Origin of the sequence: Methylobacterium sp. UNCCL125, from assembly GCF_900116795.1 — a bacterium.
Classification (GTDB): Bacteria; Pseudomonadota; Alphaproteobacteria; order Rhizobiales; family Beijerinckiaceae; genus Methylobacterium; species Methylobacterium fujisawaense.
In genome coordinates this window covers 208,330-229,553 of sequence record NZ_FPBW01000002.1, presented here as the reverse complement: position 1 = coordinate 229,553, position 21,224 = coordinate 208,330, and the positions used below count along the sequence as shown (strand labels likewise).

At 70.9% G+C, this 21,224-nt stretch carries 17 protein-coding genes; 9 read left to right on the top strand and 8 right to left on the bottom strand.

Translation table 11 applies throughout. The features are described 5' to 3' along the window. Positions 1-7 precede the first annotated feature (7 nt). From BM396_RS01025 to BM396_RS01010, 4 genes are all read left to right on the top strand, one after another. The gene (locus BM396_RS01025) at positions 8-1,840 is read left to right on the top strand and encodes an NADPH-dependent assimilatory sulfite reductase hemoprotein subunit (protein WP_043379496.1); all 1,833 of its coding nucleotides are present in this window, start codon (positions 8-10) and stop codon (positions 1,838-1,840) included. Positions 1,841-2,229: 389 nt separating this feature from the next. Further along, on the top strand, positions 2,230-2,529 hold the full coding sequence (locus tag BM396_RS01020) for a hypothetical protein (protein WP_043379498.1): 300 nt from the start codon (positions 2,230-2,232) through the stop codon (positions 2,527-2,529). Beyond that, positions 2,526-3,164: a TetR/AcrR family transcriptional regulator gene (locus BM396_RS01015; protein WP_043379501.1), complete on the top strand. Its 639-nt coding sequence runs from the start codon at positions 2,526-2,528 to the stop codon at positions 3,162-3,164. Before BM396_RS01020 ends, BM396_RS01015 begins: the two co-directional genes overlap by 4 nt. A gap of 373 nt (positions 3,165-3,537) precedes the next feature. Beyond that, the gene (locus BM396_RS01010; protein ID WP_051975939.1) at positions 3,538-5,718 is read left to right on the top strand and encodes a TonB-dependent siderophore receptor; all 2,181 of its coding nucleotides are present in this window, start codon (positions 3,538-3,540) and stop codon (positions 5,716-5,718) included. A gap of 197 nt (positions 5,719-5,915) precedes the next feature. Here BM396_RS01010 and BM396_RS01005 read toward each other — a convergent pair whose 3' ends face one another. The 6 genes from BM396_RS01005 to BM396_RS00980 all read right to left on the bottom strand — a co-directional run bounded on the left by BM396_RS01005 (position 5,916) and on the right by BM396_RS00980 (position 12,737). Next, on the bottom strand, positions 5,916-7,118 hold the full coding sequence (locus BM396_RS01005; protein WP_043379503.1) for a PepSY-associated TM helix domain-containing protein: 1,203 nt from the start codon (positions 7,116-7,118) through the stop codon (positions 5,916-5,918). A 71-nt stretch (positions 7,119-7,189) separates the two neighbouring features. Then, the gene (gene garD / locus BM396_RS01000; RefSeq protein WP_051975940.1) at positions 7,190-8,758 is read right to left on the bottom strand and encodes a galactarate dehydratase; all 1,569 of its coding nucleotides are present in this window, start codon (positions 8,756-8,758) and stop codon (positions 7,190-7,192) included. Between the two features lie 44 nt (positions 8,759-8,802). Then, complete coding sequence (locus BM396_RS00995; RefSeq protein ID WP_043379506.1) at positions 8,803-9,690, bottom strand: 2-hydroxy-3-oxopropionate reductase; 888 nt, start codon at positions 9,688-9,690, stop codon at positions 8,803-8,805. A gap of 24 nt (positions 9,691-9,714) precedes the next feature. After that, positions 9,715-10,479: an HpcH/HpaI aldolase family protein gene (locus BM396_RS00990; RefSeq protein WP_043357688.1), complete on the bottom strand. Its 765-nt coding sequence runs from the start codon at positions 10,477-10,479 to the stop codon at positions 9,715-9,717. 134 nt (positions 10,480-10,613) lie between these two features. Next, positions 10,614-11,504: a LysR family transcriptional regulator gene (locus tag BM396_RS00985; protein WP_043379508.1), complete on the bottom strand. Its 891-nt coding sequence runs from the start codon at positions 11,502-11,504 to the stop codon at positions 10,614-10,616. A 141-nt stretch (positions 11,505-11,645) separates the two neighbouring features. Beyond that, complete coding sequence (locus BM396_RS00980; RefSeq protein ID WP_244538786.1) at positions 11,646-12,737, bottom strand: branched-chain amino acid ABC transporter substrate-binding protein; 1,092 nt, start codon at positions 12,735-12,737, stop codon at positions 11,646-11,648. A 394-nt stretch (positions 12,738-13,131) separates the two neighbouring features. On the opposite strand from BM396_RS00980, the gene BM396_RS00975 reads away from it, so the two are divergent. After that, on the top strand, positions 13,132-15,834 hold the full coding sequence (locus BM396_RS00975; protein ID WP_244538782.1) for an MGH1-like glycoside hydrolase domain-containing protein: 2,703 nt from the start codon (positions 13,132-13,134) through the stop codon (positions 15,832-15,834). 33 nt (positions 15,835-15,867) lie between these two features. Here the strand turns inward: BM396_RS00975 and BM396_RS00970 are convergent, their stop codons facing one another. Together BM396_RS00970 and BM396_RS00965 are read right to left on the bottom strand one after the other, a co-directional pair. Further along, entirely contained in the window at positions 15,868-16,191 is a 324-nt protein-coding gene (locus tag BM396_RS00970) for a hypothetical protein (protein ID WP_043356119.1), read from the bottom strand. A 405-nt stretch (positions 16,192-16,596) separates the two neighbouring features. Beyond that, on the bottom strand, positions 16,597-17,142 hold the full coding sequence (locus tag BM396_RS00965; RefSeq protein WP_043379780.1) for a TetR/AcrR family transcriptional regulator: 546 nt from the start codon (positions 17,140-17,142) through the stop codon (positions 16,597-16,599). Between the two features lie 163 nt (positions 17,143-17,305). Between BM396_RS00965 and BM396_RS00960 the strand changes: the two genes are divergently transcribed. The 4 genes from BM396_RS00960 (at position 17,306) to BM396_RS00940 (ending at position 21,126) form a co-directional block, all read left to right on the top strand. Beyond that, entirely contained in the window at positions 17,306-17,869 is a 564-nt protein-coding gene (locus tag BM396_RS00960; protein WP_043379513.1) for a sugar O-acetyltransferase, read from the top strand. 595 nt (positions 17,870-18,464) lie between these two features. Next, the gene (gene tauA, locus BM396_RS00950; protein WP_170867453.1) at positions 18,465-19,490 is read left to right on the top strand and encodes a taurine ABC transporter substrate-binding protein; all 1,026 of its coding nucleotides are present in this window, start codon (positions 18,465-18,467) and stop codon (positions 19,488-19,490) included. Further along, on the top strand, positions 19,487-20,278 hold the full coding sequence (locus BM396_RS00945) for a taurine ABC transporter ATP-binding protein (protein ID WP_043379518.1): 792 nt from the start codon (positions 19,487-19,489) through the stop codon (positions 20,276-20,278). The genes tauA and BM396_RS00945 overlap by 4 nt, the downstream gene beginning before the upstream one ends. After that, positions 20,275-21,126: an ABC transporter permease subunit gene (locus tag BM396_RS00940; RefSeq protein WP_043379520.1), complete on the top strand. Its 852-nt coding sequence runs from the start codon at positions 20,275-20,277 to the stop codon at positions 21,124-21,126. Before BM396_RS00945 ends, BM396_RS00940 begins: the two co-directional genes overlap by 4 nt. Positions 21,127-21,224: the final 98 nt, after the last annotated feature.

The window sequence follows — 21,224 nt, the reverse complement described above, 5'->3', positions numbered from 1 at the left end:
TCACCCCATGGACGACCACAGCCCCCGCGACGCCGCCGAGACCCCGACCCCGGCCAAGCGCGTCTACGAGACCCCGCCGACCGACCGGCCGATCACCGATGCCGAGGCCGCCCGCGCGGCCCAGCTCGCGGCGAACGAGCACATCAAGATCGCCAGCGGCTACCTCCGCGGCACGCTCGCGGACGGCCTCCTGAAGCACGCCACGGGGGCGATCTCGGAGGATGACGGGCAGCTCGTGAAGTTCCACGGGATGTACCTGCAGGACGACCGCGACCTGCGCCCCGAGCGGACCAAGAAGAAGCTCGACAAGGCCTACAGCTTCATGATCCGCCTGCGCATCGCGGGCGGCGTCATCACCCCGAAGCAGTGGCTGATCCTCGACGACATCGCCCGGACCTACGCGGGCGGGGCGCTGCGGGCGACCACGCGCCAGACCTTCCAGTACCACGGCGTGATCAAGTCGAACCTGAAGCGCACGATGGCGGCCATCGACGGCGCGCTCCTCGACACGATCGCGGCCTGCGGCGACGTCAACCGCAACGTCATGGCGGCGACGAACCCGGCCCAGACCGGCGCCCACAAGGCCGCCTACCAGCTCGCCAAGGACATCTCCGACTCGCTGCTGCCCAAGACCAGCGCGTGGCGGGAGATCTGGCTCGACGGCGAGCGCGTGGTCGGCGGCGAGGACGCGGCCGAGGTCGAGCCGGTCTACGGCCGGACCTACCTGCCGCGGAAGTTCAAGACGGTCGTGGCGGTGCCGCCCTCCAACGAGGTCGACATCTTCGCCCACGACCTCGGCTTCATCGCGATCCTGGACAAGAAGAACCAGGTGACGGGCTGGAACGTGACGGTGGGCGGCGGCATGGGCATGACCCACGGCGAGCCCGACACCTTCCCGCGCACCGCCGACGTGATGGGCTTCGTGAAGCCGGAGGACGCCCTCAAGGTCGCCGAGGCCGTGATGACGGTCCAGCGCGACTGGGGCAACCGCAAGAACCGCAAGAACGCCCGCCTCAAGTACACGATCGAGCGCTACGGGCTCGACGCCTTCCGGGCCGAGGTGGAGAAGCGGATCGGCCAGAAGCTCGGCGCGCCCAAACCCTTCACCTTCACCAACAACGGCGACCGCTACGGCTGGGTCGAGGGCGACGACGGCCGCTATCACCTCACCCTCTACGTGCCTTCTGGCCGGATCAAGGACATCGAGGGCGGGCCGCAATTCCTCTCGGGCCTGCGGCGCATCGCCGAGGTGCACGAGGGCGATTTCCGCCTCACCGGCAACCAGAACGTGATCATCGCCAACGTACCGGCGGAGAAGCGCGCCGAGATCGACGCGCTCGTCGACGAATACGGCCTGACCCGGGGCGCGGGCGCGCTGCGGCGCAACTCGCTCGCCTGCGTGGCCCTGCCGACCTGCGGCCTCGCGCTGGCCGAGAGCGAGCGCTACCTGCCGGACCTGATGACGGAGCTGGAGGAGAGCCTCGCGTCCCATGGGCTGGCCGAGGAGGAGATCACGATCCGCTCCACCGGCTGCCCGAACGGCTGTGCCCGGCCGTTCATCTCCGAGATCGGCCTCGTGGGCCGCGGCCCCGAGCGCTACCACCTCTATCTCGGCGCCGCCCACGACGGCTCGCGCCTGAGCAAGCTCTACAAGGAGGACGTCGCGGCCTCCGAGATCCGCAGCACCCTCGATCCGCTGTTTGCCGACTACGCGAAGGGTCGGCAACCGGGCGAGCATTTCGGCGACTACCTGATCCGCGCCGGCCACGTGGCCCGGACCACCAACGGCCCGGACTTCCACGAGCGGACCGGCGCCCTCAAGCCGGCCGTGCTCGGCTGACGGCAGGCCTCGCGCGTCCGGGACGGGGCTCCCGGACGCGCCGAGACCGCGACACGGCGGCGGCCGCGGATCACGGGTTCCGGCCCGGCTCCGGCATGACCGGATCCTCCACGACTGATTCTGCGCCCCCGATCCCGAGCCGCCGGAGCGCGGCGAAAGAGATCGGCGCCCCGGAGCGGCGTCCCGCCCGCGCACCGGTTCGAACCGCCGCTCCGGCATACCCTGCACCGGCGTCGAAGACCCGGCGGCGATCGCGCCCTCCCTCCCGACGAACCGCAGGCATCGGCGGCAGGCCGTCCTTCGTCCGCTGCGCGACCTCGGCGAGAATGAACGTTCATTGACATGAGAATGAACGTTCATTATACGGGTGAGGCCAATAGGAGCGCACGATGGCTCTCACCCTCGAAGGCCGCTGGTCAGATCTCGATGCCGAGCGTTTCGGCGCCCGCGGCCCGGGCGCTCTCGCCCAGCTCCGCACCGTCTGCACCCCCGCCAACCTGACCTTCGGCGCCGTCCTGGCCCTCGCCTGGCTGGCGCTGATCGGCTGGACCGGGGCCGGCCCGGACGGCTGGCAGGCCCGGATCTGCGCGGACCTGCATCAGGGACCGCAATCCTGCACCGTCGCCAGCCTGGGCAAGGATCAGAGCCGCATCACGCCGGTGGCCGTCGCCGCGCAGCCGGGGCAGTGACCGCCGCAGCGGACGGACTTGCGGAGGCCCGCGTCGGGCCCTCCGCCCGGCGCGAGCACATTCTCGACGCCGCCGAAGCCTGCTTCACGCGCAACGGCTTCCATCGCACCACCATGCAGGACCTCGCCCGCGAGGCCGCGATGAGCCCGGGCAACTTCTACCGCTACTTCGAATCCAAGGAGGCCCTGGTCCTCGGGCTGGTCGAGCGTGAGCGCGAGCGCGGCACGCTCCTGGTCGCCGAGATGGAGGGCAGCAGTGACCCGCGCGGGACGTTGCTGGGCCTCATCGCCCGCTACTTCATGTCGATCACCCGCGAAGCCGCAGCCCTGCGGGTGGAAATCTGGTCGGAATCGACGCGCAATCCGGCCATCGCCGCCATGACGGCGCAGACCGAAGCCGAGAGCCGGGACTGGTTCGTGGCGACCTTGTCGGCGCTCGCCACCGCGCCAGCTTGCGATCCGGCGGCGCTTTACGCCCTCCTCGCGCCTCTGATGAAGGGGATCGTCGTGAGCCGCGCCGCGCTGCCCGATTACGACGTCGCCGGGGCGGTCACCCAGATCCACCAGCTCCTCCATGCCGGGCTCGACGGCCGCCTGCCGTGCCCGGCGACACCGGATCGGCCCGCAGCCCGCTGATCCCGGCTCCGTGGCGGCCTCCATGGGCCGCACGGACAGGGAGCCCGCACAACCGCAATTCCCGATCGCGGGCCGGCCGTGCCGGCCATTCCCGACGACCCCCTGCACCATGTGGCGGGGTACGGCGGACGAATCCCGATGCCCGTCACCGGATGCAACGGGTTGCGAAGTTTCAGCAAATCACACGCAAAAGTTGTCAGATTTGAATGACTTCAAAGTATTTCAGAACAAATCGTGCCCTTCACGCAACACCCGGACACAGGATGCGCCCCCGATCCGCGCCATGCTCGATCGCCATTGAGATCGAGCGGCATTTGCACTCTAGGAATACAGCGTCATATCGAGACGCCACTCCTAAGAATGATTTTAAATTATGCCAGCCGATCAGATCGACGCCGTCGATCAAGCCAAATATTATCGCTCTTGCTTGATTCTCTATCGAGCCGGACTTGCAACGGCCCTTCTATTTTCTTCGCCCGCAGAGGTTCTCGCGCAATCCGCTCCGACAGCCGACGAGGTCGTTCTCTCGGAACTCAGCGTCACCGGTACCGGTCCGGTCGGTGAACGGGCAGATGGCCCCGTCATCGGCTATCGGGCGACACGCTCGGCGACGGCCACACGCACCGACACCCCCGTGCGCGACTCGCCGCAATCGATCAACATCGTTCCCCGCGCGGTGCTGACCGACCAGCAGGACCTGCGCCTGACCGATGCCGTAACCAACGTCAGCAACGTCGTGCTCGGCAGCACCATCCAGGGACGATCGCAGAACTACCTCATCCGCGGATTCTCCACGCAGGTCTTCGCCGTCGACGGTGTGCTGGTCGATCCAGCGATCAACTTCTACCCGGTCACACGGGACCTTGTGGATGCCGAACGTGTCGAGGTCATCAAGGGGCCAGCCTCCATGCTGTTCGGTCGCGGCGATCCGGGCGGGGTCATCAACATCGTGACCCGCCGGCCGACGCTTGAACCGACAGCCGATGCGAGCGTCCAGGGCGGCAGCTTCGGCTTCCGGCGCTTCCAGGGCTCCGTGTCGAGTGCGCTACCTGCTGTCGAGGGGCTTGCCGCCCGTCTCAGCTTCGCCGCGCAGGAAGATCCGACCTTCCGCAACTTCGGGGGCGACACCAATCGGCGCGTCTTCGTAGCGCCCGCCTTCAGTTGGACCCCGAGTGCTGACACCCGCGTCTACGTGAACTCGGAATTCACCAACCAGCACAGCCAGTATGACGAAGGTCTGGTGGCCTTCCGTGGCCGCGTGCCCCTCGACAACATCAGCCGGTTCTACGGCGAGCCCTCGTCACGATACTCCGGAGCCTTCAACACGATCACCATGCGGGCCGAGCACGACGTCAACGAGAACCTGATGCTCCGGCAGATCGTCAGTGGGCAATGGGGCACCTTCGACGTGTTCGCGGCCCGCGCCGAGAGCGTCAACACTGCCGGCACGCTGGTGAACCGACGCGAGTCAGCGGTCAATTCACGCTTTGCCGCGGTCGACACGCAGTCCGAGGCCGTGATGAAGTTCGAGACCTTCGGCCTCGCCCATACGGGGCTCCTGGGGATCGAATATTCCAACGGCTTCCGGCACGCCCTCCTGCTGCAAGGCAACCTCGCCCCCGTCAGCTTCCTCACCCCTGTGTTCGGTGCGGCCTTCCAGCCACTCCGGTTCCAGTCTGACCTGAAGCAGAAGCTGGAAGTGTACGGGTTTTATGCGCAGGACCAGATCGTGCTCGCGCCCGGATTGCAGCTCGTCGTCGGAGCTCGGTTCGACCTCGGCAGCCAATACTATTTCAGCCGCGTGCCGGCATCGAAATCCCAGCCGCCCGAGCAGACCCTGTTTGGCGCCTCGCCGCGGGTCGGCCTGATCTACAGGCCGTTCGAGCCGCTGACCTTCTATGCGAGCTACGCCACCTCGTTCCTGCCGCAGACCGCAAGCGTCTTGAACGTGACCAGCCCGCCTCCCAGCACGGGCGATCAGATCGAGGTCGGTACCCGGGTCGATCTCAATCCCGGCCTGACCCTGAGCGCAGCCGCCTTCCGGATCACGCGGGACAACGTCGCGGCCACCGATCCACAGAACCCCACCTTCTCCGTCATCACCGGCCAGCAGCAATCGCAGGGGGTCGAGGCGGATCTGGCCGGTGAGATCCTGCCCGGCTGGAACATCATCGGCAGCGTCGGCCTGATCGACGCGCGGATCACCAAAGACACGACCTTCGCGATCGGCAATCGCCTCGCCGGCGTGCCGGTCTTCAGCGGCAGCCTCTGGACGACTTATGATGTCCAGCATGGCCCGCTCCGCGGGCTCGGGCTCGGGTTCGGCATCACCCATGTCGGCCAGCGCTACGGCGACCTCAACAACAGCTTCACCGTGGGTGCCTACAATCGCCTCGACGCGCTCGTATACTATGACTTCGACGCGCATTGGCGCTTGTCGGTCAACATGCGCAATCTGACGAACGCACGTTACATCGAGGCGCCGACGAGCGTGACCAACAACACGCCCGGCGCGCCGTTCACGGTGCTCGCGACGATCACCGCCCGGCTCTGAACCGGGCGGGCGGCCTCGCGGAGGCGGCGGCCTCGTCTATCGCGTCACCGGGGGAGTGCAGTGCTGCCGGTCCCGCACGGAGCGATGCACGCCCGGGCGGCGCTCCACGGACCGGCGTCATGACGCCCCGCTCGCCTTCGCGGCGCTCGCGACGGCGAGCGGGCTGGAGCGGCCGAAGGCCACACGGGCGCAGGGTCTCACACCGCGCGGACGGCCCCTGCCGACGCTTTCGGCTCGACGGCCCTGCGCCGGGCACCGGCGCGGCGGCGCAGGACGTAGAGGGTCAGGCCGGTGGCCGCGAAACCCGGCATGGCCAGGGCCGCGAGACAGAACAGCAGAGCGACGAGATCGCCGAAGAAGCGGCCGCGATGCACCTCCAGGATGTTGTCCAGGAGACGCCGGCCCAGCGGCGCATCGGTGGCGCGCTCGTAGGCCAGCAGGGCGCCCGTGAGGGGATCGTAGCGCTCCTCGTTGCGGGCGCTCGGCGCATCGACGCCCTTGGGCAGCCAGCGAATCCGGATCGCCTTCGTGTCGGCCCCCGGCAGGGTCAGGACCGCTGTCCCGGCGGCGTCACCGGTCCGCGCGCGGAAATCCGCCCAGGCGCGATCGACGGCCGCGCCGCCATCGGCCCCGGCATCGACCGGGCGTCCGGCAGCCTTGCTCCCGGCCGGTCGCGCAGGCTTCCCCGCGTCCGGAGCGCCCGCGAGCAGCCGCGTGGCGCCGTCCTTGAACGACGGGTAGGACCATGTCAGGCCGCTGAGCGCGATGACCAGGTAGACGGGCAGCAGCCACGTCCCGACCACGGCGTGCAGCGACCACCAGCGCGGCCGGCCGGGGCGCGACAGGGCCGGCTTCAGCCAGATCCGCCAGCGATGGATCCTGGGCCAGCGCAGGTAGAGACCCGTCGCCAGGAAAGCCAGCAGCGCCAGGGTGCAGGCGCCCGTGATCGTGCGGCCCCAGCCCTTGGACCCGCCGGGGAGCAGCAGCCAGCGGTGCAGGTCCCGCACCGTGGTGAAGGCCCCCTCCAGCCGCACCGGGCCGAGCAGGGTGCCGTCGTAGGGATCGGCATAGGCGGCGGGCGGCCGCGCGCGGGTCTCGGGATCGCGGGCGAAGCGGACATGGACGCTGGCGCGCGGATCGTCCGACAGGGTCAGCACGTTGGCGATACGCCCCCCCGCCTGCGCGTCGATCCGCGCCGCGAGGGTCGCGGGAGACAGCGCCGTCCGCGCGCCGGGCGTGACCTCCAGCCGGTCGCGGTTGGCGAAGGCGGTCAGCGCCTCCTCGTAGCTCATCAGCGCCCCGGTCAGGCCCATCAGGGCGAGGACAAGGCCGGCGGTGAGGCCAAGCGCCCAGTGCAGGCGGAAGAGCAGGGTCCGGAGGGAGGGAATCGGCAGCGTCATGGCAATGCCGGCTGCCTAGCAGAACGCGGCCACGCTGACGACGCCGCAGGGCACATGCCCCCCGGCCGCCCTCAGGTGATCGGCGCCGGGTTGAACAGGGTCAGATCGTTGAACAGCCCCCACCGGTCGGACCAGGGGCGCTTGCGCCCACTCGCCACGTCGAGGATCAGGTGGAACAGCTCCCAGCCGACCTCCTCGATCGTGGCCGCGCCGGTGGCGATGCGGCCGGCATCCAGGTCGATCAGATCGGACCAGCGCTCGGCGAGTTCCGTCCGGGTCGCGACCTTGATCACCGGGGCCTGGCTGAGCCCGTAGGGCGTGCCGCGCCCGGTGGAGAAGACCTGGACGGTCATCCCCGAGGCGAGCTGCAGCGTGCCGCAGACGAAGTCGCTCGCCGGGGTCGCGGCGAAGATCAGGCCCTTCTCGCGGACGCGCTCCCCCGGCGCCAGGACCCCGGAGATCGCGCTCGTGCCCGATTTGGCGACCGAGCCCAAAGCCTTTTCGACGATGTTGTTGAGGCCGCCCTTCTTGTTGCCCGGCGACGGGTTGGCCCGCCGGTCGGCCTCGCCCTTGGCGAGGTAGGCGTCGTACCACGCCATCTCGCGGATCAGCGCCTCAGCGACCTCCGGCGTCTTGGCGCGCGGGGTCAGGAGGTGGATCGCGTCGCGCACCTCGGTCACCTCCGAGAACATCACGGTGGCGCCGCAGCGCACCAGCAGGTCGGCCGCGAAGCCGAGCGCCGGGTTGGCGGTCACCCCCGAGAAGGCGTCGCTGCCGCCGCATTGCAGGCCGACCACGAGGTCCGAGGCCGGGCAGGTCTCGCGGGTCCGGCGGTTCAGCTCCGCGAGGCGCGCCTCGGCCATCGCCAGGATGCTGTCGATCATGGCCGAGAAGCCGTGATGGCGCTCGTCCTGCAGCCGAACCACCCCGTCGCCGGCGGCGCCGTTGTCGGGCAGGAGGCGCTCCGAGACGAGCTTCTCGCAGCCGAGGCCGACGACCATGACCGCGCCGCCGAAATTCGGGTTCTGCGCGAGGCTCTGGAGCGTCCGGATCGGCACCACCGCCTCGGGGGCGTTGATGGCGACGCCGCAGCCATAGGCGTGGGTCAGGCCGACCACGTCGTCGACGTTGGGGTAGCGCGGCAGCAGCTCCTGCTTGATCCGCCGGATCGCCACGTCGAGGGTGCCGGCGACGCATTGCACGCTGATCGAGATCGCCAGGATGTTCTTGGTGCCCACCGACCCGTCCGGGTTGCGGTAGCCCTCGAAGGTGTAGCCCTCGAGCGAGGGCAGGGGGGCCGGCACGCGGGTGGCCATCTCCAGGGCGTCGAGGGCGGGGGGGACCGGCGTCGCGACGCGGGATTCCTCGACCCAGGCGCCCCGCGGGATCGCCTGCGTGGCGAGACCCACCACCTCGCCGTAGCGGCGGACCGCCCCGCCCTCCGGGATGTCGGTGAGGGCGACCTTGTGGCCCTGCGGCACGAACTCGACGAGCTCCAGCCCGTCCGGGAAGACCGTGCCGGCCGGCAGCCCGAAGGCGTTGACCACGATGGCGACGTTGTCGTCGGGGCTCAGGCGGATCGTGCGCGGCACGTCGCCGGCGGCGGGCGGGCGGGTCGGGGCTTCGATCTCGGCCTGCATCGGAGGCTCCTTCCGTGACGCGCCCGTCCGGGCTTCTGGCGTGATCAGGCGGCGGCGCCGACGGCGTGGTTCGCCAGGGCCTCGAGCGCCTTCACCATCGCCGAATGGTCCCAGGCCGCGCCGCCCTGCGCCACGCAGGCCGAGAACAGCTGCTGGGCCAAAGCCGTGGCGGGCAGGCTGAGGCCCAGCGTCCGGGCTCCATCAAGGGCGAGGTTGAGGTCCTTCTGGTGCAGGCCGATGCGGAAGCCGGGATCGAAGGTCCGCTCGATCATCCGCGCGCCGTGCAGCTCCAGGATGCGCGAGGTGGCCAGCCCGCCGGTGATCGCCTGCCGCACCTTGGCGGGGTCGGCGCCGGCCTTCGAGGCGAAGAGCAGCCCCTCGGCCACCGCCTCGATCGTCAGGGCGACGATGATCTGGTTGGCCACCTTGGCGACCTGGCCCGCGCCGACCGGGCCGACATGGGTCACGGTCTTGCCCATCGCCTCGAAGAGCGGCCGGGCGCGCTCAAAAGCCTCCGGCTCGCCGCCGACCATGATCGAGAGCGCGGCGTTCTTCGCTCCGACCTCGCCGCCGGAGACCGGCGCGTCGAGATAGGCGCCGCCCCGCTCGGCGATCCGGGCGGCGAAATCCTTGGTGGCCAGCGGCGCGATCGAGCTCATGTCGATCACGGTCTTGCCGGGGGACAGGCCTTCGGCCACGCCGTCGGCGCCGAACAGGACCTGCTCCACGTCCGGTGTGTCGGGCAGCATCAGGATGATCGTGTCGGCGCGCTCGGCCACCGCGGCCGCCGTGGCGCAGGCGGTGCCGCCCGCGGCAAGCAGCGCTTCGGGCACGCTGCGCCGGGTCTTGAGGAACAGGCTGTGGCCCGCCGCGATCAGGTGTCCGGCCATGGGCGCGCCCATGATGCCGAGGCCGATGAATCCGATGTTCATGCGTGTCGATCCCGGTTGCGGTGTTCAGGCGCGGAAGCGGGCGGCCAGCGCCTCGGAGCCGCGGGCGAGCAGCCCCATGTCGGAGCCCACCGCGGTGAAGCGGGTGCCGGCGGCGATGTAGCGGCGGGCCAGCTCCTCGCTAGGCGTGAGGATGCCGGCATGCTTGCCGGCCCGGACGATCCGCGCGACCGCCGCCTCGATGGTGGCGACCACCTCCGGGTGGCCCTGCTGGCCGACATGGCCGAGGCTGGTGGAGAGGTCGCCGGGCCCGATGAACACGCCGTCCACGCCCTCGACGGCGGCGATCGCGTCCAGATTGTCGAGGGCGCGGCGGGACTCGACCTGCACCGCCACGAAGATCTCGGCCTCGCAGCGGGTGTGGTAGTCCTTGATCCGGCCGAACCGGGCGGCGCGGGGCGCCTGCGAGAAGCCGCGGATGCCGCGGGGCGCGTAGCGCGTCGCCGCGACCACCCGGGCGGCCTGCTCGGCATCGTCGATGTTGGGGATCATCAGCGACTGCGCGCCGGCATCGAGGATGCGCTTGATGGTGATCGGGTCGTCGCTCGGCACCCGCACCATCGGGTGCGTGTCGCCCTCCATCATGGCCTGGAGCTGGGCGTAGATGTCCCGGAGGTCGTTGGCCGAGTGCTCCATGTCGAGGAGCAGCCAGTCGAACCCGGCCCCGGCGACCACCTCGGTGGAGATCGGGCTCGCGAGGCTGCACCACAGGCCGATCTGCTGGCGCCCCTCGGCGAGGGCCGCCTTGAAGCGGTTGGTGAGGCTGTCCATCACGATCCTCCCTGGGCGCGCACGCGTCGCGGCGTCTGCGCGCCGTCCGCCCCATCACGCGCAGCCTTCCGGTGCCAGGTCAAAGCCAAACACTGGATCGATCGATGCCGAACATGCATCAATCGGAGGCCCCGTCAGGGTGGGGGCATCTCGGCCAGGATCGAGACCAGCCGGGCGATGAGCGGGGCGTCCGCATCGCGCCGCCACGCGAGGAGGAGTTCCACCGGGCGCGGGGCGGGCAGGGCGAGCGGCCGGAACACCACGCCCTCGAAGCGCAGGCGCTCGGCGGCGGCCGGCACCAGGGCGATGCCGAGCGCCGCCCGGACGAGGGCCAGGATCGAGTGGATCTGCGTCAGCTGCTGGACCATCGGGGGCTGGATCTCGGCCTCGGCGAGCAGGCCGAGGACGAGGTCGTGGAAGTAGCGCGCCTCGTTGGGCGCGTAGCCGATGAGCGGCTCGCGCCCGAGATCGGCGGGGGTGAGCCCGTCGCGCAGGGCCAGGGGGTTCCCGGCCGGCAGGGCCACCACGAGGGGCTCGGCCAGCGCCCGGACGGCGATCAGGTCCGGATGCGTCACCGGCGGCCGCACCAGCGCGGCGTCGATCCGGCCGGCGAGGAGTTCCTCGATCTGATCCTTGCTGACCATCTCGCGCAACGCGAGCGTCACGTCCGGCAGCGCCCGCCGCAACGCGGTGACGAGGCGCGGCAGGAAGTCGTAGGCCGAGGCCGCCGTGAAGCCGAACTTGAGGACGCCCGCGCGCCCCGCCGCCACCTGCCGGGTGACGTGGGTCGCGGTCTCGGCCAGCCGCAGGATGCGCTGCGCCTCGGGCAGGAAGCTGCGGCCGGCGGCGGTCAGCCGGACGGTGCGGCTGGTGCGCTCCAGGAGCTGCACGTCGAGGACGCGCTCCAGAACCTGGATCTGCCGCGACAGCGGCGGCTGCGTCATGTTCAGCCGGGCGGCCGCGCGCCCGAAATGCAGCTCCTCCGCCACGGCGGCGAAGCACCGGAGCTGGCTGAAATCGAACATGAAGGCTCCCTCTTCCGGACCGCGGCGCAGTCGGGCGGGAGCATAAGGCCGTCGCGGCGGCTGCGTTGAGAGGGCCGCCCTCATCCAATTAGCTGAGGCGGCGGCCTCCGGCCCCGACCGGCCTACGGGGTCACCTCGTGCCTACGGGGCCACCTCGTGCCCGGCATAGTCGATCCGGCCGTCCGGCCCCTTGGTCCACGCGTAGATGACGTAGTCGGGCCGGGTGAGGTCGCCCTTCCTGTCGTAGGCGATCGGCCCGACCACCGTGTCCACCGGCTTGCCCTGGTGCAGCCAGTCGGCGAGCGCCTTCCCGTCGCTGGAGCCCGTCTCGGCCATCGCCTTGGCCAGGACCTGCACGGCCGCGTAGGCGTAGAGCGTATAGGCCTCGGGATCGATGCCCCGGGCGTTGAAGGCCGCCACCACGCCCTTGGCGTTCGGGTTCTTGCGGGCATCCGGCGCGAAGGTCATCAGGGTCCCGGCCGCGCCCGGACCGGCGATCTGGACGAATTCCTTGTCGGGGATGGCGTCGCCGCTCATCATGCGGGCGGCGAGGCCCTGATCGCGCATCTGCCGGATGATCAGCCCGGCCTCGGTGTGCACGCCGCCGAAATAGACGACGTCGACATTGGCCGACTTCATCTTGGAGACGAGCGCAGAGTAGTCCTTCTCACCCGGGTTGATGCCCTCGTACAGCACCTCCTTGCCGCCCTTGGCCCTGAACGCCTTCAGCGTCTCGTCGGCCAGCCCCTTGCCGTAGGGCGTCTTGTCGTGGACGAAGGCGATCTTCTGGCCCGGGAAGTGCGCGGCCAGATAGCTGCCCGCCACCGCGCCCTGCTGGTCGTCGCGGCTGCAGGTGCGGAACGTGTTCCACATCCCGCGCTCGGTGAACTTCACGCTCGTGGAGGCCGGCGTGATCTGGATGATGCCGGCGTCGAGGTAGACGTCCGAGGCCGGGATCGTGACGCCGGAATTGTAGTCGCCGACGACCATCTTCACGCCGTCGCTGGCGAACTTGTTGGCCACCGAGACGCCCTGCTTCGGGTCGGAGGCGTCGTCGCCGACCGTGACCGTCAGCGTCCTCCCCTTCAGCGTGCCCGCCTTGTTGAGGTCTTCGACCGCCTGGCTCACGCCGTTCCGGATCTGGGCGCCGAAGGCCGCGTTCGGCCCGGTCATGGGCGCGGCGACGCCGATCTTCACCGGCGCGCCGCCCTCCTGCCCCTGCGCCGCGGTCATGAACAGCAGCCCGGCCAGGCCGGCCCTCAGTAATTGCGTCATCGTTCCCCCAGATGCGGCCGGTCAGATCGCCGACGAACGCTGAGTTCGGACAGATCAACGTGCATCGCCGCGCGTCGAGTCGCAGATCATCCAGACCGATCCTGTCGCTCACCTTGCGCAGGGTCAAGTTTTCCGGGGCGGGCCCGGATGGTCCCGGGCCGGGCCCGCCGCGGGGCCGGCGGACGGGCCCTCACGGAGCCGTGCGGTGGCCGTGCGGGCGGCCGGGTCGGGATGGCGTCAATGATGCATCGGGCCGGCGCATCCGCAGCAAACCGTCGTGACCGATGGCCGCCTCCCATCCCCGCCGCGCCCCCGTCCCCCGCCGTCCGAGACCGCGTCCGGGACGCGGCTGATGGGGCCGCGCGTGGACGAGGATCGTGCCGAGGATCGTGACGACTCCCGGGACGCGTCGGTGGGCTGGGCCGAGCGCCGCCGGATCGCCGAGCAGGGCCGGGGCGACCGGGCGTGGTCGCTCTGGGGGCCTTATCTCAGCGAGCGGCAATGGGGGACCGTGCGGGAGGATTACAGCCCCTGCGGCAACGCCTGGGCCGCCCTGACGCACGAGGACGCCCGCTCGCGCGCCTATCGCTGGGGCGAGGACGGGCTGGCGGGGATCTGCGACGAGCGCGGCAGCCTCTGCCTGGCCCTTGCCCTCTGGAACGGGCGCGACCGCATCCTCAAGGAGCGGCTGTTCGGCCTGACCAACCAGGAGGGCAACCACGGCGAGGACGTGAAGGAGGTCTACCACTACCTCGACGCGGTCCCGAGCCACGCCTACCTGAAGATGCTCTACCGCTATCCGCAGGCGGCCTTCCCGTACGAGGACATCGTCGGCGAGAACATGCGGCGCGGGCGGGAGCAGCCCGAATACGAGATCGAGGAGACGGGCCTCTTCGACGGGAACCGGTTCTTCGACGTCACGGTGGAATACGCCAAGGCCGACGCCGACGACATCCACGCGGTGATCACCGCGCTGAACCGGGGGCCCGAGGCCGCCGACCTCCACCTCGTCCCGCAGCTCTGGTTCCGCAACACGTGGTCCTGGCAGGCCGGGCAGGCGCGCCCGCGGATCGCCTGCGCCCCCGACGGGGGCGTGATCTGCACGCATGACCGGCTCGGGCCGTACCGGCTCGCCTTCGACGGGATGCCGGACCTCCTGTTCTGCGAGAACGACACCAACCTGCGGCGGCACGGCGGGCAGCCGGACGCCGCCGGGCCGTTCAAGGACGGGCTCCACGCGGCGATCGTCGGCGGCGATCCCGCTTCGGTGCGCCGGGACGCGGGCACCAAGCTCGGCCTCCACTACGCGCTGCGGCTGGCGCCCGGGGAAACCGCCCGGATCCGCCTGCGGCTGTCGGCGGGCACGCGCCCCCGGGTGGTCGATGAAGGGTCGCTGGTCCGCCGCCGGGTGGCCGAGGCGGACGCGTTCTATGAGGAATTGCAGGACGGCATCGCGAGCCCGGATTCCCGCGCCATCTTCCGCCAGGCCGCCGCCGGCCTGATCTGGTCGAAGCAGCTCTACAGCTACGACGTGCGGCGCTGGCTGGAGGGCGACCCGCTCCAGCCGCCGCCGCCGCGGGGGCGCGCGGGCGGCCGCAACGGCCAGTGGCGCCACTTCGCGGCGGCCGACGTGCTGTCGATGCCCGACACCTGGGAATATCCCTGGTTCGCCGCCTGGGACCTCGCCTTCCACTGCCTGCCGCTCGCCCTGCTGGACCCGGACTTCGCCAAGAAGCAGCTCCTGCTGCTCACCCGCGAATGGTACATGCACCCGAACGGTCAGCTCCCGGCCTACGAGTGGGAGTTCGGCGACGCCAACCCGCCGGTCCATGCCTGGGCCACCTACCGGGTGTTCGAGATCGACCGGGACCGGCGGGGCGGGCGCGGCGACCTCGCCTTCCTGGAAGGCGTGTTCCACAAGCTCCTGATCAACTTCTCCTGGTGGGTGAACCGCAAGGACGCGCAGGGCCGCAACGTGTTCCAGGGGGGCTTCCTGGGGCTCGACAATGTCGGCGTGTTCGACCGCTCGCGCCCGCCCCCGGGCTTCGGGGTGGTGCACCAGGCCGACGGCACCGCCTGGATGGCGATGTACGCGCTCAACATGATGCGCATCGCCCTGGAGCTTGCCCTCCACAACGACGTCTACGAGAGCACCGCCTCCAAGTTTTTCGAGCACTTCCTGCTCATCGCCGAGGCCATGACCGACATGGGCGGCGAAGGCGGCGGCGACGGCTTCGGCCTGTGGGACGAGGCCGACGAATTCTACTACGACGAGGTCGACATCCCCGGCGGCGGGATGCTGCCGCTGCGGGTCCGCTCCATGGTCGGGCTGGTCCCGCTCTTCGCCGTGGAGGTGATCGAGCCCTCCGTGCTCCACCGGCTGCCGGACTTCGCCCGGCGCCTGAACTGGGTTCTGGAGAACCGGCCCCATCTCGCCCAGCTGGTCTCCCGCTGGACCGAGGGCGGCGTGAAGGACCGCAAGCTGCTGTCGCTGCTGCGCGGGCACCGGATGAAGGCCCTGCTGCGCCGCATGCTCTACGAGGCCGAGTTCCTCTCGCCCTACGGCATACGCTCGCTGTCGAAGGTCCACCGCGACGCGCCCTACGTGCTCAACGAGCTGGGCGCTTCCTTCACGGTCCGGTACGACCCGGCCGATTCCACCTCGAACATGTTCGGCGGCAATTCGAACTGGCGCGGGCCTGTCTGGATGCCGATGAACTTCCTGATCGTCGAGGCGCTACGGCGCTTCCATACCTATTACGGCGACGACTTCCGGGTGGAGTATCCGACGGGCTCGGGCGCGATGCTGACGCTCAGCGCCATCGCGGACGCCCTCGAGGACCGGCTGATCGCCCTGTTCGCCAGGGACGAGACCGGCCGGCGGCCCGCCCTCGGGCCCCGCGAGCCGATCGCCCCGGCGCCCGGCGCCGAGGAGCCGCTGCTGTTTCACGAATTCTTCGATGGCGACACCGGCAGGGGGCTCGGCGCCGCGCATCAGACCGGCTGGACGGCGCTGATCATCAACCTGCTGCACGACCGGGCCCGCGCCCGATAGGCGCGCCCGGTCGAGCGGGGTCCGGCGATCCGGTCAGCAGCTCAGACGGCGGCCCTCGCGACGCCCGAACACCCGGTAATGGGCGGCGCCCGATTCCATCTGGCCGTTGGCCACGGCGCGGCGGACATCCGGATTGCAGCGCAGGTATTCCCGCTCGTCGAACCCGTAATTGGCGCGTCCCCGATAATCGTCCCGATCGCGGTAGCCGCGGTCGCGGTCGCGGTAATCGTAGTCGCCGCGATCACGGTAACCGCGACCGCCGTAATCGTCGTAATCTGGGCGCGGCTGTGCCGAGACCGGGCCGACGACGCCCAAGATTCCGAGGCTCACCGCGGCCGCTGCCAGAAACGCCTTCATTGTACCAATCTCCCTTTCGGTGCCTTGAAACGCACAGCGCCACGGATGGTTCGATCGTCCCGGACGTAGCGGCGCGCACCGCAGACCTCCGAGGACGGACCGGGACCATGGCCGCTCCGGCACCGGGGAGCCGCTCGCCAGGGCCGCCCGGGGGCCGCGCGTCGGGGCCGGCCCACCGCCGATCCCGGTCACAGGTAGCGCTTCTCCCGATGCGTCATGGGCGCGGTCAGGCCGCGGATGGCGCGGCCGCCCGGAAGTCTCCGGTGCCGCGCCATCTCCGGAATCCTCGGTCGGGGCTCGCCGCGGGCGGGCAGCTCACGGTGACGGGGAACGGGAGCGGACTTCCTGTCGCGGCTTGCCCGCCGCCGCGCACCGCGGCGTGGCGCGATACGGATGGACCCAGCCCTACCGCACCAGCCGCAGGACGATCGCACGCACCTGTGCCCGATCCGCCGGCTGCGGGTCGACCGAGCGGTGGATCGTCAGGCCCTCGATCATCGCGTCGAGGGCCTTGGCGGTCTCCGGTGCGAAGTGGCGCTCCAGGGCGGCGCGGCTCTTGGCCATCCAGTCCTGCATGACCCGGCGCAGCGGCGGGTTCCGGGCCGCGAAGGCGTAGAGTTCATAGCTCAGCAGCATCGTGCGCGGGCTCGCCCAGGCATCGCTCACGATGAGGTCGACCACGGCCTCGCAGGCCTCGTCGAAGGTCGCGGCCGCGGCGAGCCGGTCGGCGAACCGCGCCGAGACCGTGTCGGCGAGCCCGGTGAACGCCTCGGTCAAGAGCGCGTCCAGGCTTTCGAAATGGTAGGTCATGGAGCCGAGCGGGACGTCGGCCGCCGCCGCGACCCGGCGGTGGGTCGTGCCGGCGACGCCGTACTCGGCGACGACGTCGAGGCTCGCCTGGATGATGCGCGCCCGGCGATCCGGGTCGAAACGACGCTGGGCGGCGGGCACGGGAGCCTCCTCGGATCCGGGATCACGGCCGCCGGGCGGTAGCGCACGCGGCCAGGATGTGTACATATGTACGTATCGTTCGGTTGTGAGATGCCGGTGCTGACGTCCTGTGCGGTCTCGCCGTGCGGGAGCGGGCCGAAGAGGCTGGAGGGGAATCCTCGCCATGACGACAGAGACCATGAAGACTCAGAAGCAGAAAATGCTGGCCGGCGAATTGTACTGCGCCGACGACCCGGACCTGGCCGCCGACAACCGGCGCATCTCGGAATGGATGGACCGCTACAACGCCACGCATACGCGGAGCCAGCCCGAGCGGCAGGCGCTCTTGGAAGAGGCGTTCGCCCGCGTCGGCGCGGGCTGCAACATCCGTCCTCCCTTCCACTGCGACTACGGCTACAACATCAGCCTGGGCCGCGGCGTATTCCTGAATTTTGGATGCTGCATCCTCGACGTGGTATCGGTCACCATCGGCGACATGACCCAGATCGGCACGGCCGTGCAGATCCTGACGGCCGATCATCCCCGCGATCCGGCGCAGCGGCGGCAGATGCTGGAATTCGGCCGCCCGGTGGTGATCGGCGCGAATGTGTGGATCGGCGGCGGCGCCATCATCCTACCCGGGGTGACGGTCGGCGACGACGCGATCATCGGGGCGGGAAGCGTGGTGACGCGCGATGTCCCGCCGGGCGCGACCGTCGTCGGGAATCCCGCTCGGCCACGGCCGTGAGGCGAGGAAGCACGGGGGTGCCGCGGGAGGCTGCGATCCGGCCGCTCGGCGGCCGTGCCGATCGGGATTGTGCCGGACATCGCGTCCAGATCGAGCCGCCAGGGACGCCGAGACCCTGGCGCCGGGCGGGGCGGATGTCGGCATCGGTCCGATCGCCCGGCACGGTCCCGCCCAACGCCTGACGCGGTGCGTGGCCGTGCCGGACGATCGCCGCGTGCGGGATCAGTCCGTGTGGATGAGGGCCGCCGGGGCGACCGTTTCGCCGAAGCCGAAATCGGCCAGCCGGTACGAGACCTGTGCGAAGGCGCCGTAACGCGCGGTCCCGAACTCCATCGGGCTGGGCGGCGGCGACGTCAGCCCGCCGCCGGGTACGCCCCCGGCCCAGGCCTCCCCGGAGGATCGTGATGCCGCACGCGGCCTGAGCGGGTCGGGCGCCGTCACGGGGAAGGAGGACGCGCCATGTCCGGCCGGCTTCCCTGTCCAACGGGCAGGTCTCTTGCCTCCGAAGCAAAGCGTGTCGGACCCTCCGGGCGGCTGGCCGGCGCACGTTCGATTCGGCTGCGAGGAGGAAGAACAGGTCATGGCTCGAGAGGGTATGCTCCGCCGGTCGGTTGCAGTGGCGGCGCTGGCAACGCTGGTTCTCGGCCTTCTGGCACCCGGCCTCGCCCGGGCCGCCGACAAGGAGGTCACCTTCGCCCACCAGGACATGGTGGTGCCGTTCCGGGCGCTGATGGCCTCGGGCGCCCTCGAAAAGGCGACCGGCTACACCGTCCACTGGCGCAAGTTCGGCGGCGGCGGCGACGTGATCCGCGCCATGGCCTCGGGCAGCGTCCAGATCGGCGAGGCGGGATCGAGCCCGATCGCGGCCGCCGCGTCGCAGGGTCTCGATATCCAGCTGTTCTGGATCCTCGACGAGATCGCCGACGCCGAGCAGCTCGTGGCCCGCGCCGGCAGCGGCGTGACGCGCGTGGCCGACCTGCGCGGCAAGACGATCGCCGTGCCGTTCGTGTCGACGGCGCATTACCAGCTGATCGCCGCCCTGGCGGAGGCCGGGCTCGGCCAAGCGGATGTCAGGATCCTCAACATGCGCCCGCCCGAGATCGCCGCCGCCTGGGAGCGGGGCGACATCGACGCGACCTTCATCTGGGATCCGGTGCTCGCCCGGGTGAAGCCATCCGGCACGGTGGTGGTCTCGGCCGGCGACCTCGCCCGCCGGGGCAAGGCGACCTTCGACGGCCTCGTGGTCGACCGCGCCTGGGCGGCCGCGAACCGGGATTTCCTGGTGAGGCTCGTCAAGCTGATCGCCGCCCAGGACGCGGCTTATGCCGCCAAGCCCTGGAATGCCGACGCGCCCGAGGTGGCGGCGGTGGCCCGGATCACCGGCTCGGCGCCGGCGCAGGTGCCGGCGAGTCTCGCGGCCTACCGGTTCCCGACCCTCGAGGCGCAGGCCTCCCCGGCCTGGCTCGGCGGTGCCGCCGCCAAGGCCCTGACCGAGACCGCCGCGTTCCTGAAGGCGCAGGGGCGCGTCCAGGCGCTGGCGCCGGATTACGGCCGGTTCGTCACGACGGACGTCGTGGACGCGGCCCGGAAAGGGCCTGTCCCCGGACCGGAGGGCCGATGATCGAGATCCGCAACCTGAGCGTCCGCTACGGACAGGGTGCCGGCGCGGTCGCCGCCCTGTCGCGGATCGACCTGACCATCGGCCCCGGGGAGTTCGTGGTGGCGCTCGGCGCCTCGGGCTGCGGCAAGACCACCCTGCTCTCGGCGATCGCGGGCTTCCTCCCGTCCACCGAGGGTCAGATCCTCCTCGACGGGGCCCCGATCCGGGGCCCGGGGGCCGAGCGGGGCGTGGTGTTCCAGCGCCACGCGCTGATGCCCTGGCTGGACGTGGCCGAGAACGTGGCCTTCGGCCCCAAGATGCGGGGCGTGCCCCGGGCGGAGCGGCGGCGGATCGCCCGCGCGATGCTCGACCTCGTGGGCCTGCCCGACTGCGCCGACCGGAAGGTCTACGAGCTCTCGGGCGGCATGCAGCAGCGGGTCGGCCTCGCCCGGGCGCTGGCCGGAGACCCGCGTGTCCTGCTGATGGACGAGCCGCTGGGCGCGCTGGACGCCCTCACCCGCGAGCAGATCCAGGAGCTGATCCTCCGGATCTGGCACCGGACCGGCAAGATGGCCTTCTTCATCACCCACGACGTCGAGGAGGCGGTGTTCCTCGCGACCCGGCTGGTGATCATGAGCCCGAGGCCCGGCCGCATCGTCGAGACGCTGGACCTGCCCTTCTCCCGGGCGGCGGTCGGCGGCCGCGATACGCGGGCCGTGAAGTCGGATCCCGCCTTCATCGCCGTGCGGGAGCGCGTCCTCGAGCGCATCCGCCACGGTGCTGGCGCCCGGCCCGAGGCCGTCCGATGAGCGGGCCGCCCCGCACGGCGCGGGACGCGGCCTCGGGCTCCGCGGCGGATCCGCCGGCGCGCCCCGGATCCCGTCGCCGCGGCGGGATCCCGGTGCCGGCGGTCAGCGTCGCAACCGTGCTCGCGGCCCTCGGCCTCTGGGTGGTCGCCACGGGCGCCGGCTGGGTGAAGCCGCTGTTCCTGCCGCCGCCGGAGGCGGTCCTGTCGGCCTTCGGGCAGGCCTGGCACGGGGCGATCGACGGCGCCCCGCTCGGGATCCACATCCGCGACAGCCTCCTGCGCGTTCTCGGCGCCTTCGGGCTCGCTACCCTGGTCGGGATCCCCGTCGGGCTCGCCATGGGCACGAGCCGGATCGCCCGGGGCATCCTCGACCCGCCGATCGAGTTCTACCGGCCGCTGCCGCCGCTCGCCTACCTGCCGCTGATGATCATCTGGTTCGGGATCGGCGAGCTGTCGAAGGTGCTGCTGATCTTCCTCGCCTGCCTCGCCCCGGTGGCGCTCGCCGCGCGCGCGGGGGTGCGCTCCGCCTCGGTCGACCAGATCAACGCGGCGCGCGCCCTGGGGGCGAGCCCCTGGCAGGTCCTGCGCCACGTGGTCTTCCCGGCAGCCCTGCCGGAGATCCTGATCGGCCTGCGGATCGGCATGGGCGTCGGCTGGACCACCCTGGTGGCCGCCGAGATGGTGGCGGCCCAGGCCGGCCTCGGCCAGCTCGTCCTCAACGCGTCCAACTTCCTGCGCACCGACGTGGTGCTGATGGGCATCCTGGTGATCGGCCTGTTCGCGGGACTGTTCGAGTTCGGGATGCGGTGCCTGGAGCGCGTGCTGGTCCCCTGGAAGGGCAGGGCTTGAGAGGCGACCGACCCGCGCCCACGATCCCGGACGAGACGCCGATGCGGCGGCGGGGAGGGAATGCCGCAGGTCAATATTGCGCCCTCAACATGCGCACT

Excerpts from the sequence above, each read along its gene's own strand:
- BM396_RS01025 (WP_043379496.1), top strand. The coding sequence starts at position 8 with ATGGACGACCACAGCCCCCGCGACGCCGCCGAGACCCCGACCCCGGCC.
- BM396_RS01020 (WP_043379498.1), top strand. The coding sequence starts at position 2,230 with ATGGCTCTCACCCTCGAAGGCCGCTGGTCAGATCTCGATGCCGAGCGT.
- BM396_RS01010 (WP_051975939.1), top strand. The coding sequence starts at position 3,538 with ATGCCAGCCGATCAGATCGACGCCGTCGATCAAGCCAAATATTATCGC.
- BM396_RS01005 (WP_043379503.1), bottom strand. The coding sequence starts at position 7,118 with ATGACGCTGCCGATTCCCTCCCTCCGGACCCTGCTCTTCCGCCTGCAC.
- garD (WP_051975940.1), bottom strand. The coding sequence starts at position 8,758 with ATGCAGGCCGAGATCGAAGCCCCGACCCGCCCGCCCGCCGCCGGCGAC.
- BM396_RS00995 (WP_043379506.1), bottom strand. The coding sequence starts at position 9,690 with ATGAACATCGGATTCATCGGCCTCGGCATCATGGGCGCGCCCATGGCC.
- BM396_RS00990 (WP_043357688.1), bottom strand. The coding sequence starts at position 10,479 with ATGGACAGCCTCACCAACCGCTTCAAGGCGGCCCTCGCCGAGGGGCGC.
- BM396_RS00985 (WP_043379508.1), bottom strand. The coding sequence starts at position 11,504 with ATGTTCGATTTCAGCCAGCTCCGGTGCTTCGCCGCCGTGGCGGAGGAG.
- BM396_RS00980 (WP_244538786.1), bottom strand. The coding sequence starts at position 12,737 with ATGACCGCGGCGCAGGGGCAGGAGGGCGGCGCGCCGGTGAAGATCGGC.
- BM396_RS00975 (WP_244538782.1), top strand. The coding sequence starts at position 13,132 with ATGGGGCCGCGCGTGGACGAGGATCGTGCCGAGGATCGTGACGACTCC.
- BM396_RS00970 (WP_043356119.1), bottom strand. The coding sequence starts at position 16,191 with ATGAAGGCGTTTCTGGCAGCGGCCGCGGTGAGCCTCGGAATCTTGGGC.
- BM396_RS00960 (WP_043379513.1), top strand. The coding sequence starts at position 17,306 with ATGACGACAGAGACCATGAAGACTCAGAAGCAGAAAATGCTGGCCGGC.
- tauA (WP_170867453.1), top strand. The coding sequence starts at position 18,465 with ATGCTCCGCCGGTCGGTTGCAGTGGCGGCGCTGGCAACGCTGGTTCTC.
- BM396_RS00945 (WP_043379518.1), top strand. The coding sequence starts at position 19,487 with ATGATCGAGATCCGCAACCTGAGCGTCCGCTACGGACAGGGTGCCGGC.
- BM396_RS00940 (WP_043379520.1), top strand. The coding sequence starts at position 20,275 with ATGAGCGGGCCGCCCCGCACGGCGCGGGACGCGGCCTCGGGCTCCGCG.